This window comes from Mesorhizobium sp. M0938 (genome assembly GCF_040319125.1).
Taxonomy (GTDB): domain Bacteria; phylum Pseudomonadota; class Alphaproteobacteria; order Rhizobiales; family Rhizobiaceae; genus Mesorhizobium; species Mesorhizobium robiniae.
Map to the genome: position 1 here is coordinate 1 of NZ_JAMYNS010000008.1, position 15234 is coordinate 15234.

Genomic DNA, 15234 nt, shown 5'->3' on the forward strand with positions numbered 1-15234 from the left:
GCTCATAACCTGAAGGTCACAGGTTCAAATCCTGTCCCCGCAACCAAACACAAAAACGGCCCGCTTCAAGCGGGCCGTTTGCGTTTGGGCGCGCCGGTCGCCTTCTCCGGCGCGGAAGCGACCATGTCGTCGAATTCGGGCCGCGTCGGCCCTACCTTAGGCCTTCCAGCTCGCGGATGCGTTTGGCGCCGTCGGCCTCGAGCTGCCGGGTGACGGCGCCAATCAGCGTTTCGGCCACGACGAAAAGAGCCGCGGAGGAATCCCAGGCCGAGGGCACAGCGGTTCGTCCGGCGATGACATGGCGGGCAAAGCGGGCGATCGGCGACAGCCACTGGTCGGTGAACAACACGATCTGCACGCCGCGCTGGTGCGCCGTCTCAGCGAAACGGACCAGGCTATCCTGGTAGCGCCTGATGTCGAAGATCACCAGCACGTCGCGCTTGCCCATGTCGATGAGCCGATCGCGCCAGACGCTTTCCTGTCCGGCGAGGTGAAAGACGTTGGGCTGGACGATGGCGAGGTGGGCGGCCATGTAGCGCGCCAGCGGATCGGTGAAGCGGCCGCCGATCAGGAACGTCTTGCCGCGTCGGTCGGCAAGCTTTGCGACGATATCGGCAAGCTGTTTGTCGGACAGATGCCTGAACGTCTCGCGCATGTTGTCGAGCGTCGCCTCCAGCATCGGCGACACCGCGCCGCCGTTCGGCGATGGCTGGTTGAGTGTCCGTGACGCTGGCGACTGCAGTTGCGCCGCCAGTTCGTCCTGCAGCGCCGACTGGAACTCCGGATAATTCTGGAAGCCGAGCCGGGCGACGAAACGCAGGATCGTCGGTGAGGAGACGCCGGCGGCAGCTGAGAACTCGGCGACCGTTTTCAGGCCAATCAGCGGGTAGCTGGCGATCAGCGTTTGCGCTGCGCGGCGCTCGCCCGCCGGCATCGCGCCGATGCGGTCCGAGATCAGTTCGGCAATACTCGAAATCATCTTTTCCCCACCCTTGGCCGCTTTGCCGAAATCGCGTTTGACAAAGCCCGACAAACTGTATGAAATCATCCACAGGGACGCAATGAGGCAAAATACGTAACATACGATACAGCGCTCCCTGGGGACGACAGGACAATGGAGACAGCACGGCCCGCCAGCCTTGCATCGCCTGAAACCGTGAGGGTGACCAACCCTGGCGGTTCGAGCCCTTTCGTGCTGACCTGCGACCACGCCTCCAACTTCCTGCCGCCGGAATTCGGAACGCTCGGCCTTGCTGCCGAGCAGCTTTCCCGCCACATCGCCTGGGACCCCGGCGCGCTGCCGGTCGCTCGCCGCATGGCCGAGGCGCTCGACGCGACGCTGGTCGAAACCTGCGTTTCGCGGCTTGTCATCGACTGCAACCGGCCACTGGATGCGCCCGACCTGGTGCCGCCGGTCAGCGAGACCACGGCCATTCCGGGCAATGCCGGCCTGTCGGAAAAGCAGCGCGCCGTGCGCATCGCCCTAGCCTGGCAACCCTTCCATGATGAGGTTGCGAGCATCATCGACAACAGGCTGGCGCACGGGCTCGAGACGCGACTGGTTTCAATCCATTCCTTCACCCCGGTCTACAACGGCACGAGCCGGCCCTGGCACATCGGCATTATCCATGACGAGGATCGGCGGCTGGCAGCACCGCTTATCGCTGCGCTGCAGCGGCTCGCCGGCGTCACGGTCGGCGTCAACGAACCCTATTCGCCGGCCGACCGCGTATATTTCACGCTGGAACGCCACGCGCGCCCGCGGGGGCTACCCTGCGCGATGATCGAAATCCGCAACGACCAAGTATCCGACGAAGCCGGGCAGCGAAAATGGGCGGATCTGCTCACGGGCATTTTTTCCGATATCGAGCCGTCATCCGGACCCCAGGGATCTGGCCGGCGCGGGCTCGGTCATCCAGTGGAACCGGTCAACTGACAAGAAGAAGGGGACTTTCAAATGGCAGGCGGTAATACGAAGCAAGTCGGCAGCGTCGCATATGCGAAGCGCGACAAATCTTATTTCGAGGACCGGCAACTGGTGCGTCATGCCAATGTCTGGCATCTGTGGGCACTCGGCGTCGGTGCCGTCATCTCAGGACATTTCTCGGGCTGGAATTTCGGATTCGGGACCGGCGGCTGGGGCGGCATGCTGGTGGCCGGCATCATCATTGCCATCATGTATATCGGCCTCGTCTTCTCGATCGCCGAGATGAGCCCGGCCCTGCCGCACACCGGCGCTGCCTACTCCTTCGCCCGGACGGCGATGGGGCCGTGGGGCGGCTTCATCACCGGGCTTTGCGAAAACGTCGAGTATGTCGTGACGCCGGCCGTGATCGCCTTCTTCATTGGCTCTTACATGGGGGGCATCTGGTCGGTCGCCTTTCCCGACTCCAGCGTTTGGCCACCACTCTGGTGGCTGGTGACCTATGCCGTGTTCCTGGCGTTGAACATTTTCGGCGTCGCGCTGTCCTTCCGCGTCACCCTGATCGTGACGCTGCTATCGCTTGCCGTGCTGATCGTCTTCTGGATCAGCGCTATCCCGAGCATGGACTTTTCGCGCTGGGCGCTGAACATCGGCGTCGGTCCGGACGGAGCGGCGATGGAACTTCCCGAAGGCAATGGCTCGATGTTCCCGTTCGGCTTGTCGGGCGTGCTGGCGACGTTGCCCTTCGCGGTGTGGCTGTTCCTGGCGATCGAGCAGCTTCCGCTGGCGGCGGAAGAATCGGTCGACCCCAAGCGCGACATGCCGCGTGGCATTATCGCCGGCATGCTGACGCTGATCGTCTCGGCCTTCATGATCGTGCTGCTCAACCCGTCGGTCATCGGAGTCGGTTCCTTCAAGCTCGCCACTTCCGGCGAGCCTTTGCTTGATGGGTTCAGGGCGATTTATGGCGACTCGGGCGCAGTGTTGCTTGGCGTCATCGCGCTGATTGGATTGATCGCAAGCTTCCACACCATCATCTTCGCCATGGGCCGCCAGGTCTATTCGCTGAGCCGCGCGGGCTATTTCCCGTCCGCGCTGTCGGTCACCCACAAATCCTACAAGACGCCATATGTGGCGATGTTTGCGGGCGCGATCGTCGGTTTCGGCATCATGCTGATCATGTGGTTCGCGCTTGGCGGCGCTACAGCCGGTTCGCTCATCGGCTCGGTGCTGCTGAACATGGCGGTGTTCGGCGCCATGTTCTCTTATATCCTGCAGGCGGTGTCCTTCATCCTGCTGCGCCGGAACCAGCCGAACATGGAACGTCCCTATCGCAGCCCGCTCGGCGTCCCAGGCGCCGTGCTGACGATCGTCATCGGCGTGGTCACTCTGCTTTACCAGATTCAGGATGCGAACTTCACCAAGGGCGTGGTGTGGGTCGCGTTGTGGTTCGCCATCGCGATCGTCTATTTCGGGCTGGTCGGCCGTCATAAGCTGATCCTGTCGCCGGAAGAAGAGTTCGCGCTGGAGCACGCGCAGAAAGCCTGATCTGTCGGAACTAAAACACCCGGCCGCTTCCCGCGGCCGGGTCCAGATTTGAACTCTCGAAGCGCCATAAAGGCGGCGGAGCGTGAAAGAATGGCCGGAAATTTTTCGTTCGATCAGTTGAAGAAGGCGGTCTCCAGCGGCGAGGTCGACACGGTGCTGGCCTGCATCGTCGACATGCAGGGCCGGCTGGCGGGAAAGCGGTTCCTGGCCCAGTATTTCGTTGACTCCGCCCATGACGAGACGCATGGCTGCAACTATCTCTTGGCCGCCGACATCGATATGGAACCGGTGCCCGGCTACAAGGCGGCGAGCTGGTCCAAGGGTTACGGCGACTTCGTCATGAAGCCGGATCTGTCGACGCTGCGGCGCATTCCATGGTTGGAAAAGACGGCGCTGGTGATCTGCGACGTGCTCGACCACCACACCCATGATGACCTGCCGCATTCGCCGCGCGGCATCCTGAAGAAGCAGATCAAGCGGCTGAGCGAGCGCGGTTATATCGGTTATTTCGCCTCCGAACTCGAATTCTATCTGTTCAGCGAGACCTATGATTCCGCCCGCAAGAAGCACTGGCAGGGCCTCGACACAGCCTCGCCCTATATCGGCGACTACCAGATCGGCATCACGACCAAGGAAGAAGGCGTCATGCGCCGGCTGCGCAACGAGATGGAGGCTGCCGGCATCCCGATCGAGAACTCCAAGGGCGAGTGGGGACCGGGCCAGGAAGAGATCAATGTGCGCTATGCCGAGGCGCTCGACATGGCCGACCGCCACGTCATCCTGAAGAACGGCGCCAAGGAAATCGCCGAGTCCGAAGGCAAGGCGATCTCGTTCATGGCCAAGTACAATTACGGGCTGGCCGGCAATTCCAGCCACATCCACAATTCGCTGTGGAGCGCTGACGGCAAGACGCCGCTTTTCTACGACAAGAATGCTGAATGGACTCTGTCGACGCTCGGTCAGCAATGGGCGGCCGGCCAACTCAAATACGCGAAGGAATTCACCTGGTTCCTGGCGCCCTACATCAATTCCTACAAGCGTTTCCAGGCCGGCACCTTCGCGCCGACCAAAATCATGTGGAGCGAGGACAATCGAACCGCCGGCTTCCGCCTGTGCGGCGAGGGCACCAAGGGCATCCGCATGGAATGCCGTATCGGTGGCGCCGACCTCAACCCTTACCTTGCCTTCGCCGCGCTGATTGCGGCCGGGCTTGCCGGCATCGACGAAAAGCTAGAATTGCAAAAGCCCTTCGTTGGCGATGCCTATCAGGCCTCGCAGCTGCCGGAAATTCCGAAGACCCTGCGCGACGCGACCGAGACGCTGGCGAAATCGGAGATGCTGAAGCAGGCGTTCGGTGACGGCGTGCTCGAACATTATGTCCATACGGCGCGCTGGGAGCAGTTCGAATACGATCGCCGCATTACGGACTGGGAGCTGCACAGGGGGTTCGAGCGGTACTAGGCAATGGATTGGAACAAGCGCCATCGCGGCCACGGCATGTCCGCAGCAGAATGGATTACGCTTGTTCCAAACGAACTGGACATCGATGCGGTAGGCCTATGGCAAATCATCCCAGTTGGGCGGCATGAATTTGAATTCGAAGGCGAGGATCTTAAGGAGTTCACAAGGCAGGCCCTGAAAGGCCTGCTAGCAAGGGGAGCGGTCCCGATAACCGGCCAGGGTCAAACCTGGGCCGCTGATTACCAGTACGGAACAATATCCGATGAGATAATCGAGAATGTCGTGAAGAAATGGCTGTCGAAAGGGATGCATGATCCAGACGTTGGAGACGTATGGTTCGGCACGGTAGCCGTCTTAGAAGAATGAGACCCAGGAGTGCGTAAGTGGAAACCGTGAAACTCAAATCTCCCGTCGATGGCTCGATCTATGCCGAGCGGCCAATCGCCACGGATCAGGCAATCAATGCCGCGGTCGAACGTGCCAAGGCGGCGCAGGAGAAATGGGCTGAGACGCCGGTCGTCGAGCGCGGCAAGTACATGTTGGCCATGCTGGAAGCGCTAGTCGCCATGACCGACGAGATCGTCCCGGAGATCGCCTGGCAGATGGGCCGCCCGGTGCGTTATGGCGGCGAGTTCGGCGGCGTCAGGGAGCGCACCCACTACATGGTCGAAATCGCCGAGGCGGCACTCAAGCCGGTCCTGGCCTCCAATCCGAAGGACGGGTTTCGCCGCTATGTGAAGAAGGTGCCGCTCGGCGTCGTCATGGTGATCGCGCCGTGGAACTATCCCTATCTCACCGCCGTCAACACCATCGTGCCGGCGCTGATGGCCGGCAGCGCCGTCATCCTCAAGCACGCGGCACAGACGCTGCTGGTCGGCGAACGCTTTCAACAGGCCTTCGACAAAGCCGGCCTCCCGAAGGGCCTGTTCCAGAACATCGTCATGAACCACGCCCAGACCGAAAGGCTGCTCGGTTCGGGCAAGATCGACCATGTCAACTTCACCGGGTCGGTTGCCGGCGGCCGCGCGATCGAAAAGGCTGCGGCAGGCACCTTCATGACGCTCGGCCTCGAACTCGGCGGCAAGGACCCGGCCTATGTCCTGGCCGATGCCAAGATGGATCATGCCGTCGCCAATTTGGTCGACGGCGCGTTCTACAATTCCGGCCAGTGCTGCTGCGGCATCGAGCGCGTCTATGTCCACGAGAAGGTCTATGACGAATTCGTCGAAGGCTTCATCGCCGAAACCAGGACCTACGTCGTCGGCAACCCGCTCGACCAGGCGACGACGATGGGGCCGATGGCACAGGCGCGCTTCGCCGACCTGATCCGCGAACAGAAGGCCGAGGCGCTGCGCAAGGGTGCCAAGGCGCTCATCAACATGAAGGTTGGCAACGACGAGCCGGGCTCGCCGTATCTGGCGCCGGAAGTGCTGACCGAAGTCGATCATCAGATGAGCGTGATGCGCGAGGAAAGCTTTGGGCCGATCGTCGGCATCATGAAGGTGCGCAACGACGAGGAAGCGATCGCGCTGATGAACGACAGCCCCTACGGGCTGACGGCGTCGATCTGGACCCGCGACACCGAGCATGCGGTGGCGATCGGAGACCGCGTCGAGACCGGCACCGTGTTCATGAACCGCTGCGACTATCTTGATCCGGCGCTGGTCTGGACCGGCGTCAAGGACACCGGCAAGGGCGCGGCCCTGTCGGCCATCGGCTACGACAATCTGACGAGGCCGAAATCATATCATCTGCGTGAAGCCATCTGATTTTCTGAAAGAACAAAATGTCAAAACTCATTTCCAAATGGAATTACCCGACGACCGTGCGCTTCGGTGCGGGGCGCATCAAGGAGTTGCCTGATGTGCTTGATGCCGCCGGCATCAAGCGGCCGCTCTTCGTCACCGATCCGGGGCTGGCCAAGCTGCCGGTCGTCGCCTCGACACTGAAGATGCTCGACGATGCCAAGGTTCCCTATGGGGTGTTCTCCGAGGTCAAGCCGAACCCGGTCGAGTCCAACCTGACCGCTGGCATTTCCGTGTTCAAGAAGGGCAAGCATGACGGCATCATCGCCTTCGGCGGCGGGTCGGCACTCGACCTCGGCAAGCTGATCGCCTTCCAGGCGGGCCAAACGCGGCCGGTCTGGGATTTCGAGGATATCGGCGACTGGTGGACGCGCGCCAATTCCGATGCGATCGCACCGATCATCGCCGTGCCGACGACGGCTGGCACCGGTTCGGAGGTCGGCCGCGCTGCCGTCATCACCAATGAAGCGACTCACACGAAGAAGGTCATCTTCCATCCAAAACTTTTGCCGGCGATCGTCATCGCCGATCCGGAATTGTCGGTGGGCATGCCTAGCTTCATCACCGCCGGTACCGGCATGGATGCGCTCGCTCACTGCCTCGAAGCCTACTGCGCGCCGGGCTATCATCCGATGGCCGACGGCATCGCTGTCGAAGGCGTGCGGCTCGTCTTCGAGAACCTGCCGAAAGCCTACGCCAACGGCAAGGATCTCGTCGCCCGCGCGCATATGATGAGTGCGGCCGCCATGGGTGCCGCCGCCTTCCAGAAAGGGCTAGGCGCCATCCACTCGCTGTCGCATCCGATCGGTGCGCTCTACGACACCCATCACGGCATGACCAACGCCGTGTTCATGCCTTATGTGCTCGCCTTCAACCGCGAGGCCATTGAGGTGCGCATCGCCCGGCTCGCCGCTTATTGCGGCATCAAGGGTGGTTTCGATGGTTTCGCCAAGGCGGTCATCAAGCTGCGCAAGGAACTGAAGGTGCCGCACGCGCTGCCGGGCCTGATCAAGGGGCTCGACATGGACAAGAAGCGCAGGGGCCTGATCGCCGACATGGCGGTGGTCGATCCGACCGCCGGCGGCAACCCGGTCAAGTTGACCAAGAAGGCCGCGCTGACGCTGCTCGAAAACGCGATTGCGGGCACCGTCTGAGACGGTTTTTACGCCGAGAAATCGATCTGGGAATTGAGGGCAAAGAAAGGGGAAAGGATGAAGGCAAGGCCGAAACTAGTTAGCCGGAAAAAGAATCGCGGAGCGATTGCTACAACAGGTTAAAAAGCGTTTACTTTTTCGTACTGCAGGGCATCGCTTCACAAAGCTTTCATCTGGCTGTCACACGAAAACGATAGCCCATCGCAGGCGCTCAACGGCGTCAGTTCAACGGAGAGAACACATGTTCAAATTCACGGGAAAAGTGCTTTCCCTTACGGCCGTCGCCCTGATGGCGACCTCTGCCATATCGTCGGCCCAGTCCATGGATGAACTGGTTGCCGCTGCCAAGGCGGAAGGCCAGCTCACCACCATCGCGCTGCCACATGACTGGTGCGGCTATGGCGCCGTGATCGCCGGCTTCAAGGCGAAATATCCGGAAATCACCGTCAACGAGCTCAACCCCGATGCCGGCTCCGGCGATGAGATCGAGGCGATCAAGGCCAACAAGGACAATAAGGGCCCGCAGGCGCCCGACGTGATCGACGTCGGCCTGTCCTTCGGCCCGACTGCCAAGGCCGACGGCCTGTTGATGCCCTACAAGGTGTCGACTTGGGACTCGATCCCCGACAGCGCCAAGGATGCCGATGGCGCCTGGTACGGTGACTATTACGGCGTTCTGTCGATGATGGTGAATAAGGATCTGGTCAAGGAAGTGCCGGCCGATTGGGCCGATCTTCTTAAGCCGGAATACGCCAACGCCGTCGCACTCGCCGGGGATCCGCGCGCCTCGAACCAGGCGATCCAGGCGGTGTATGCCGCCGGTCTTTCAAGCGGCGCTGCGGCCGGTGAAGCCGCAGGTACTGCCGGCCTCGACTTCTTCAAGAAGCTCAATGCCGCCGGCAATTTCGTGCCGGTCATCGGTAAGCCGGCGACGCTTGCGCAGGGTCAGACGCCGATCCTGATCAACTGGGACTACAATGCGCTTGCCGGCCGCGACACGCTGAACGGCAACCCGCCGGTCGACGTCGTCGTGCCGAAGACCGGCGTCGTCGCCGGTGTCTACGTGCAGGCGATCAGCGCCTATGCGCCGCATCCGAACGCAGCCAAGCTCTGGATGGAATATCTCTATTCCGACGAAGGCCAGATCGGCTGGCTGAAGGGCTATTGCCATCCGATCCGCTTCAACGATCTCGCCAAGAACGGCAAGATCCCGGAGGACGTGCTGGCCAAGCTGCCGCCGGCCGCATCGTATGAGGCCGCGGTGTTCCCGACGCTCGAGGAGCAGGGCAAGGCCAAGGAAGCCATTACCAAGAACTGGGACGCCGTCGTCGGCGCCAACGTTCAGTAAGATTGAAAACCGCCGGGCGGCTTCATTGCCGCCCGGTATTCCACTAGAGCGACGCACAAAGTACGTTCTAGCACTCAAATTTTCGCATCGTACTTTCCGAAAATCGAGTTCGATTTTTGGGCCGCTGCGATAAGACGGTAGCCGGCGCATGACCGATCTCTCGCTTTCCGATCACGCGATTGCCGGGAAGACGGCGCCGCCCAGCGAGGCGCGCGCGTTTCGGCTACCGACGCAATGGTTGGGCGTGGCGCCGTTCTTCATCTTCGCCATCATGTTCCTGGTCCTGCCCACGCTCTATCTGGTGCTCGGCGCGTTCCAGAACGATGCCGGCGCATTCACCTTCGACAATATCGTCGGTATCTTCGACCCGCCCAACCTGTCGAAATACATGCGGTGCCAGTACGATTCCTGGATCTCCTGGGTCGATGGAAACTGCAGGCTGCCCAGCATCCTTGCCGCCTACTGGATCTCGATCAAGATCAGCCTTGCTTCGTCGCTCATCGGCGCATTTGCCGGTCTGGCCATTGCCATTGCCATCGTGCGCGGCGGCCTGCCGAACTGGATACGGTCGGCGACGCTGACCTTTTCCGGCGTGGCTTCGAATTTCGCCGGCGTGCCGCTGGCCTTCGCCTTCCTTGCCACGCTCGGCCGCCTCGGCCTCGCGACAGTGATCCTGAACACCGTGTTCGGCTTCAACATCTACGCCCACGGCTTCAACATCCTGTCGTTCTGGGGCCTGACGTTGACCTATGTCTATTTCCAGATCCCGCTGATGGTGGTCATCATCACACCGGCGATCGACGGACTGAAGAAGGAATGGGGCGAGGCGGCCGCGACGCTTGGCGCCACCACCGCGCAATACTGGCGCATGGTCGTCATCCCGGTGATCTGGCCGAGTTTTCTCGGCACCGTCATCCTGCTGTTCGCCAACGCCTTCGGCGCTATCGCCACCGCCTACGCGCTGACAGGCTCGTCGCTCAACATCATTCCCATCGTGCTTTATGCGCAGATCCGCGGTGACGTGCTGCACAACCCGCATCTCGGCTATGCCATTGCCTTCGGCATGATCGTCATCACCGGCCTTGCCAACGTCTTTTACATCTGGTTCCGGACGCGAAGCGAGAGGTGGCTCAAATGAAGAGCGGACGTTTCTGGGCCTGGGTCGTCTTCGCGCTGGGCGCGGCCTATTTCTTCATTCCGCTGATCGCGACCGTGGAATTTTCGATGCGCATGCGGCGCGGCGTCTATTCCTTCGATGCCTATAAGGTCGTGCTTGGCGACCCCCGCTTCCAGGCGACTTTCGGCTATTCGGTGCTTGCCGCTGTCTTTACCATCATCCTCGGCGTGCTGATCGTCGTGCCCACCGCTTACTGGATCCGGCTGCGGCTGCCGCAACTGAGACCGATCGTAGAGTTTATCACGCTGCTGCCGCTGGTCATCCCGGCCATCGTCATCGTCTTTGGCTACATCAGAATGTACGGATCGAACTCGCCGCTGCCATTCCTGGCGAGCGATACGGGCACCAACGCCCTGCTGGTCATCGGCTATGCGACGCTGGCGCTGCCCTATATGTACCGCGCCGTCGATACCGGGCTGCGCACCATCGACGTCAGAACGCTGACGGAGGCGGCGCAGATCCTCGGCGCCGGCTGGGGCACGATCATCACCCGCGTCATCCTGCCCAATGTGCTGATCGCAGTGCTGTCAGGCGCCTTTCTTACCTTTGCCATCGTCATCGGCGAATTCACCATGGCCAGCCTGCTCAACCGACCAGCCTTTGGTCCTTATTTGCAGAATATCGGCGCCAATCGTGCCTACGAGCCGGCGGCCCTTGCCATCATTGCCTTCGCCATCACCTGGGGCTGCATGTCGCTGATCCAGATCCTGTCCCGCTTCGCGCCGAAGTCGGCGAACCGCCCGAACTGATCGAAAGAAAAGCCATGGCCGAGCCATTCCTCTCCATCCAGCATGTCCGAAAATCTTTCGGCCCCACCACCGTGGTCCAGGATTTCAACCTCGACGTCGAGCCGGGCGAATTCGTCTCCTTCCTCGGACCATCGGGCTGCGGCAAGACGACGGTGCTGCGCATGGTTGCCGGCTTCGAGGAGCCGAGCGCCGGCAAGATCGTCGTCGCCGGCAAGGACATCACAAGGCTGAAGCCTAACCAGCGCAATGTCGGCATGGTGTTCCAGGCCTATGCGCTGTTTCCGAATCTGACCGTGGCGCAGAACATCGCCTTCGGACTGAAGGTTGCGGGCATGCCAAAGGCCGATGCCGACAGGCGCGTTGCCGAAATGCTCGACCTCATCAAGCTGCCGCAGATGGGCGACCGCTATCCCTACCAGCTCTCCGGCGGCCAACAGCAGCGTATCGCGCTGGCGCGGGCGATTGCGCCGAAACCGAAGCTCCTGCTGCTCGACGAGCCGTTGTCGGCGCTCGACGCCAAGGTCCGCGTGTCGCTGCGCGAGGAAATCCGCTCGATCCAGAAGCGGCTCGGCATCACCACGATCTTCGTCACCCACGACCAGGAAGAGGCGTTGTCGATCTCGGATCGCATTGCCGTCATGTATGGCGGCAAGGCCGAGCAGGTCGGCACGCCGTTCGAGATCTACAACCGGCCGGCAAGCAAGTTTGTCGCCAATTTCGTCGGCACGCTGAACGTGCTCGAAGGCACCGTCACCGATGCGGCGTCGGGCAAGGTGCGCGTCAACGCCCAAGAGCTCGCGCTCAAGGGCAAGCTCAACGGCTCCAAGTCCGGGGACACGCTGTCGCTGGCGTTGCGGCCAGAAGCAATTTCGCTCGGCCGCCAGCCCGGTCGCGACGCAAGCCTTACCGGTGAAATCTCCGAAGTGCATTTCCTCGGCTCGGTTATCCGGGTTCGCGTCGGCATTGGCGGCAGCACGGTGTCGCTCGACACGTTCAACAGCCCGGCCACCCCGCCGCCCGCTGTCGGCGAGAAGGCCGAGATTTCCTTTTCATCGAGCGACATGCTGGTGCTGCACTAGGAGAAGAGTGAATGGTGAATGGCAAGGAATGCACTTTACGCGCCGAAATTCTATGTAACCACCATTCAGCAGCACCCGAAGCCGTCGCCGTTTTTTTGCAGTGCCATTAGCCTGGCTTCGCCGCTACGGTGAGGCATGGCGCTTTTCGAGCTGACCCTTGTTCTCCTGCTGACCGCCGTCGCGCTGACGGCGCTGTCGCGACGTCTTCAGGTTCCGTATCCCTCCTTGCTGGCTTTGGCAGGTGTAGGCATCGCCTTCCTGCCGTTTGCGCCGACCATAGAGATCGATCCCGAACTTGCGCTCGCTTTGTTTATTGCGCCGGTGCTTCTTGACGCAGCCTACGACACGTCGCTGCGCGACCTCAATCGCTATAGGCTGCCGCTTGTCTTACTGGCGCTTGGCGCCGTCATCTTCACAACCGCGGCGGTGGCGCTGGTCGGATGGACAATGGCGGGCCTACCCGTCGCCGCGGCCATCGCCCTTGGTGCGATCGTGGCGCCCCCCGATGCCGTGGCGGCATCGGCCGTGCTGGGGCAGTTCAAGGTGCCACACCGCATCACGGCGATCCTGCAAGGTGAAAGCCTGCTCAACGACGCCACGGCACTCCTGATCTATCGCATGGCGGTTTCCGCAGCTGCCGGCTCCATCCTGCTGAGCAGCGCGGTTCCGATGATCTTGCTGTCGACGGTCGGCAGCCTTGCCGCCGGTTACGTGCTCGGCCGATTGTCTCTCCTCACGCTCACCCGCATCGAGGACCCGGCGAGCGGCACCGTGGTGCAATTTGCCGGGACGTTCGGCGTCTGGATCCTGGCCGACCGGATCGGGCTCTCCGCCATTATTACGATCGTCGTTTACGCCATGACCATCGCGCGCACTGCGCCGCGCCGCATGCCGGCCAGAAATCGCGTCAGCTCCTACTCGGTCTGGGAGACGGCGGTCTTCGTGCTCAACGTGCTGGCCTTCGTCCTGATGGGACTTCAGGCACGATCGATCGTCGGCCGGCTTGCCGAGCAGGGGCAGGTCGAAGCGTTCGTCTTCGCCGCAGCCGTGCTGGCAGTCGTCATTGTTTCGCGGCTCGTCTGGGTGCTTGGATGCGGCGCCATCATGAGGTGGCTTGCCAGCTTCGGTGACGCGAACCGGCAGGCCGAAGCCCCGTCGTTTCGCGGCGGCGTGCTGATCGGCTGGTGCGGCATGCGCGGCCTAGTCACCCTTGCGGCAGCGTTTGCCCTGCCGGCCGACTTTCCCGGCCGCGATCCGATCGTGCTCGCCGCTTTCTCGGTCGTTCTCGGCACATTGGTGCTGCAAGGCATGAGCCTGAAGCCGCTGCTCCGTTTGCTCCGCCTCGATCCGGACGAAACGGTCGACCGCGAAGTTGCACAGGCGCGCGTCGCCATCATGCAGGCTGCGCTCGACGTGTTGAGCGGCAAGACATCGGATGCAGCGGCCGTAGTCCGCGAGCAGTTTACCGCCCAGCGCGTAATCGCCGAAAACCCTGACGATGCCCAGGCTGCAACCGAGTACGACAGGCTGCGCCTCTATGCCGTCAAGAGCCAGCGTGATGCGTTGGAACGGCTGCGTATCGACGGCACGATTGGCGACGAAGCATATCATCGGCTGGAGGAGGAACTCGACTGGTCGGAACTGGCTGCTTCCCCGCCCGGCCGATTCCAGCCGCTGACGACTTAGAGCGGGATTCTAGCCGCATTTGTACGATGCCAAGTGGCCGCAGCGCGACCGAAGCCCATAATGTCGGCAATGGACATCAATAGAGCTTTCCGCGTGCCGTTACCGGCCACAATGCCTCGACCTTGCCGTCGCGAACGCCGACAAACCAGTCATACAAATTGCAGGTCGGATCGCAGTGCCCGGGCACCAGGAGCAGCCGGTCGTCGATGGCGAGCAGGTTGCCTGGATCGTCGATCTTGCCATGCTCGTCATTGGCGGCGACGTAGGTAATGCCGGGCCGGTCGAAGATCAGTGGAAGACCGCTGTCGACGGCCAATGCCTTGAGGCCGCCGTCGCACACCGCACGTGTCGGCACCGTCTTGCTCATGACCGAACTCAGCACGAAGAGTGCGTGTTCGAAGCCACCGACCACGCCGCCGTCATCGCCGCGGATCCGGCTATAATCGGCATCCATGAAGATGTAGGAACCGCACTGCAGCTCGTTGTAGACGCCGGAGCCGCCTTCCATGTCGAAGCTGCCGGTGCCAGCTCCGCCGACGATCGGGCATTCGAGACCCAACTCCGCCAGCAAGCGCACCGTGTCGCGCGTCATTTCAATTGCAGCGGCGATCGCCGCCCGGCGCTCGGCCGGATCGACGATGTGCTGTGCACTGCCGTGGTAGGCTTGCAGACCGGAAAACACCAGATTGGGCGAAGCGGCGATGGATCGCGCAAGGTCGGCCGCCGGCGCGCCCGGCCGGACACCGCAGCGGCGGGCGCCGCAATCGATCTCTACAAGGACTTCGATTGTTGAGCCTGCGCTCTGTGCCGCCTTCGACAGTGCGGCGACATTGGCGGCGTCATCGACGCAGACAATAACGCGCGCCCTGCCGGCAAGTAGCGCCAGCCGCTCGATCTTGAGCGGGCCGGTGACCTGATTGGAGACGAGGATGTCCACGACGCCTTCGCGCACCAGGGCCTCAGCTTCCGACACTTTCTGGCAGCAGACGCCACAGGCGCCGCCCTTGGCGATCTGGAAGAGAGCGATGTCGGCGGATTTGTGGGTCTTGGCGTGAGCGCGCAGCCGAACATTCATGCTTTCGACATGGCACCGCATGCGCTCGACATTCCGCTCAAAGGCGTCGAGATCGATGACCAGCGCCGGCGTCTGAATATTCTCGAGCGCGTCGCCTATCGCCGCGGGGACGGCATAGCCAATTTCCAGATCGTTGCGACTGCCGGTCATGCAGGTTCTTTCCACCGTTGGTTTGCGCTGCCGGTTACCCAAAGATTTTCAGTTGGCCAGGTTTCAGGCAGTCTGCGC

Annotated in this window: 13 protein-coding genes; 11 read left to right on the forward strand and 2 right to left on the reverse strand. The window is 62.0% G+C overall.

Annotated features, from left to right (window positions below):
• Positions 1-151 precede the first annotated feature (151 nt).
• The gene (locus NKH73_RS15655; RefSeq protein WP_352933040.1) at positions 152-979 is read right to left on the reverse strand and encodes a MurR/RpiR family transcriptional regulator; all 828 of its coding nucleotides are present in this window, start codon (positions 977-979) and stop codon (positions 152-154) included.
• Positions 980-1114: 135 nt separating this feature from the next.
• Here NKH73_RS15655 and NKH73_RS15660 point away from each other — a divergent pair, with 135 nt between their 5' ends.
• The 11 genes from NKH73_RS15660 to NKH73_RS15710 all read left to right on the forward strand — a co-directional run bounded on the left by NKH73_RS15660 (position 1115) and on the right by NKH73_RS15710 (position 13931).
• The gene (locus tag NKH73_RS15660; RefSeq protein ID WP_352933042.1) at positions 1115-1936 is read left to right on the forward strand and encodes an N-formylglutamate amidohydrolase; all 822 of its coding nucleotides are present in this window, start codon (positions 1115-1117) and stop codon (positions 1934-1936) included.
• Positions 1937-1957: 21 nt separating this feature from the next.
• Complete coding sequence (locus tag NKH73_RS15665; RefSeq protein ID WP_352933044.1) at positions 1958-3472, forward strand: amino acid permease; 1515 nt, start codon at positions 1958-1960, stop codon at positions 3470-3472.
• A 90-nt stretch (positions 3473-3562) separates the two neighbouring features.
• Positions 3563-4933, forward strand: a complete 1371-nt coding sequence (locus tag NKH73_RS15670; RefSeq protein ID WP_352933046.1) for a glutamine synthetase family protein — start codon at positions 3563-3565, stop codon at positions 4931-4933.
• A gap of 3 nt (positions 4934-4936) precedes the next feature.
• Positions 4937-5299, forward strand: coding sequence for a hypothetical protein (locus tag NKH73_RS15675; RefSeq protein ID WP_352933049.1), 363 nt, complete (start codon positions 4937-4939; stop codon positions 5297-5299).
• Between the two features lie 17 nt (positions 5300-5316).
• The gene (locus NKH73_RS15680) at positions 5317-6702 is read left to right on the forward strand and encodes an aldehyde dehydrogenase family protein (RefSeq protein WP_352933051.1); all 1386 of its coding nucleotides are present in this window, start codon (positions 5317-5319) and stop codon (positions 6700-6702) included.
• A 17-nt stretch (positions 6703-6719) separates the two neighbouring features.
• Positions 6720-7892 carry an iron-containing alcohol dehydrogenase gene (locus NKH73_RS15685; protein ID WP_352933053.1) on the forward strand — a complete coding sequence of 391 codons (1173 nt, stop codon included), beginning with the start codon at positions 6720-6722 and terminating at the stop codon, positions 7890-7892.
• A 241-nt stretch (positions 7893-8133) separates the two neighbouring features.
• Positions 8134-9240: an ABC transporter substrate-binding protein gene (locus tag NKH73_RS15690; protein WP_352933055.1), complete on the forward strand. Its 1107-nt coding sequence runs from the start codon at positions 8134-8136 to the stop codon at positions 9238-9240.
• Positions 9241-9388: 148 nt separating this feature from the next.
• Positions 9389-10378 carry an ABC transporter permease gene (locus tag NKH73_RS15695; protein WP_352933057.1) on the forward strand — a complete coding sequence of 330 codons (990 nt, stop codon included), beginning with the start codon at positions 9389-9391 and terminating at the stop codon, positions 10376-10378.
• A complete protein-coding gene (locus NKH73_RS15700) occupies positions 10375-11166 on the forward strand; it encodes an ABC transporter permease (RefSeq protein ID WP_352933059.1) in 792 nt (263 codons plus the stop codon). The genes NKH73_RS15695 and NKH73_RS15700 overlap by 4 nt, the downstream gene beginning before the upstream one ends.
• A 14-nt stretch (positions 11167-11180) precedes the next feature.
• Positions 11181-12245 carry an ABC transporter ATP-binding protein gene (locus tag NKH73_RS15705; protein WP_352933061.1) on the forward strand — a complete coding sequence of 355 codons (1065 nt, stop codon included), beginning with the start codon at positions 11181-11183 and terminating at the stop codon, positions 12243-12245.
• A gap of 135 nt (positions 12246-12380) precedes the next feature.
• Positions 12381-13931 (forward strand): cation:proton antiporter, encoded by a 1551-nt coding sequence (locus tag NKH73_RS15710; protein WP_352933063.1) that lies wholly within the window; start codon positions 12381-12383, stop codon positions 13929-13931.
• Between the two features lie 76 nt (positions 13932-14007).
• On the opposite strand, the gene NKH73_RS15715 is transcribed toward NKH73_RS15710, so the two are convergent.
• The gene (locus tag NKH73_RS15715) at positions 14008-15156 is read right to left on the reverse strand and encodes a DSD1 family PLP-dependent enzyme (RefSeq protein WP_352933066.1); all 1149 of its coding nucleotides are present in this window, start codon (positions 15154-15156) and stop codon (positions 14008-14010) included.
• Positions 15157-15234: the final 78 nt, after the last annotated feature.

What these genes read in the sequence shown, in the direction of transcription:
- NKH73_RS15655 (WP_352933040.1), bottom strand. Translation starts at nt 979, where the DNA reads ATGATTTCGAGTATTGCCGAACTGATCTCGGACCGCATCGGCGCGATG.
- NKH73_RS15660 (WP_352933042.1), top strand. Translation starts at nt 1,115, where the DNA reads ATGGAGACAGCACGGCCCGCCAGCCTTGCATCGCCTGAAACCGTGAGG.
- NKH73_RS15665 (WP_352933044.1), top strand. Translation starts at nt 1,958, where the DNA reads ATGGCAGGCGGTAATACGAAGCAAGTCGGCAGCGTCGCATATGCGAAG.
- NKH73_RS15670 (WP_352933046.1), top strand. Translation starts at nt 3,563, where the DNA reads ATGGCCGGAAATTTTTCGTTCGATCAGTTGAAGAAGGCGGTCTCCAGC.
- NKH73_RS15675 (WP_352933049.1), top strand. Translation starts at nt 4,937, where the DNA reads ATGGATTGGAACAAGCGCCATCGCGGCCACGGCATGTCCGCAGCAGAA.
- NKH73_RS15685 (WP_352933053.1), top strand. Translation starts at nt 6,720, where the DNA reads ATGTCAAAACTCATTTCCAAATGGAATTACCCGACGACCGTGCGCTTC.
- NKH73_RS15690 (WP_352933055.1), top strand. Translation starts at nt 8,134, where the DNA reads ATGTTCAAATTCACGGGAAAAGTGCTTTCCCTTACGGCCGTCGCCCTG.
- NKH73_RS15695 (WP_352933057.1), top strand. Translation starts at nt 9,389, where the DNA reads ATGACCGATCTCTCGCTTTCCGATCACGCGATTGCCGGGAAGACGGCG.
- NKH73_RS15700 (WP_352933059.1), top strand. Translation starts at nt 10,375, where the DNA reads ATGAAGAGCGGACGTTTCTGGGCCTGGGTCGTCTTCGCGCTGGGCGCG.
- NKH73_RS15705 (WP_352933061.1), top strand. Translation starts at nt 11,181, where the DNA reads ATGGCCGAGCCATTCCTCTCCATCCAGCATGTCCGAAAATCTTTCGGC.
- NKH73_RS15710 (WP_352933063.1), top strand. Translation starts at nt 12,381, where the DNA reads ATGGCGCTTTTCGAGCTGACCCTTGTTCTCCTGCTGACCGCCGTCGCG.
- NKH73_RS15715 (WP_352933066.1), bottom strand. Translation starts at nt 15,156, where the DNA reads ATGACCGGCAGTCGCAACGATCTGGAAATTGGCTATGCCGTCCCCGCG.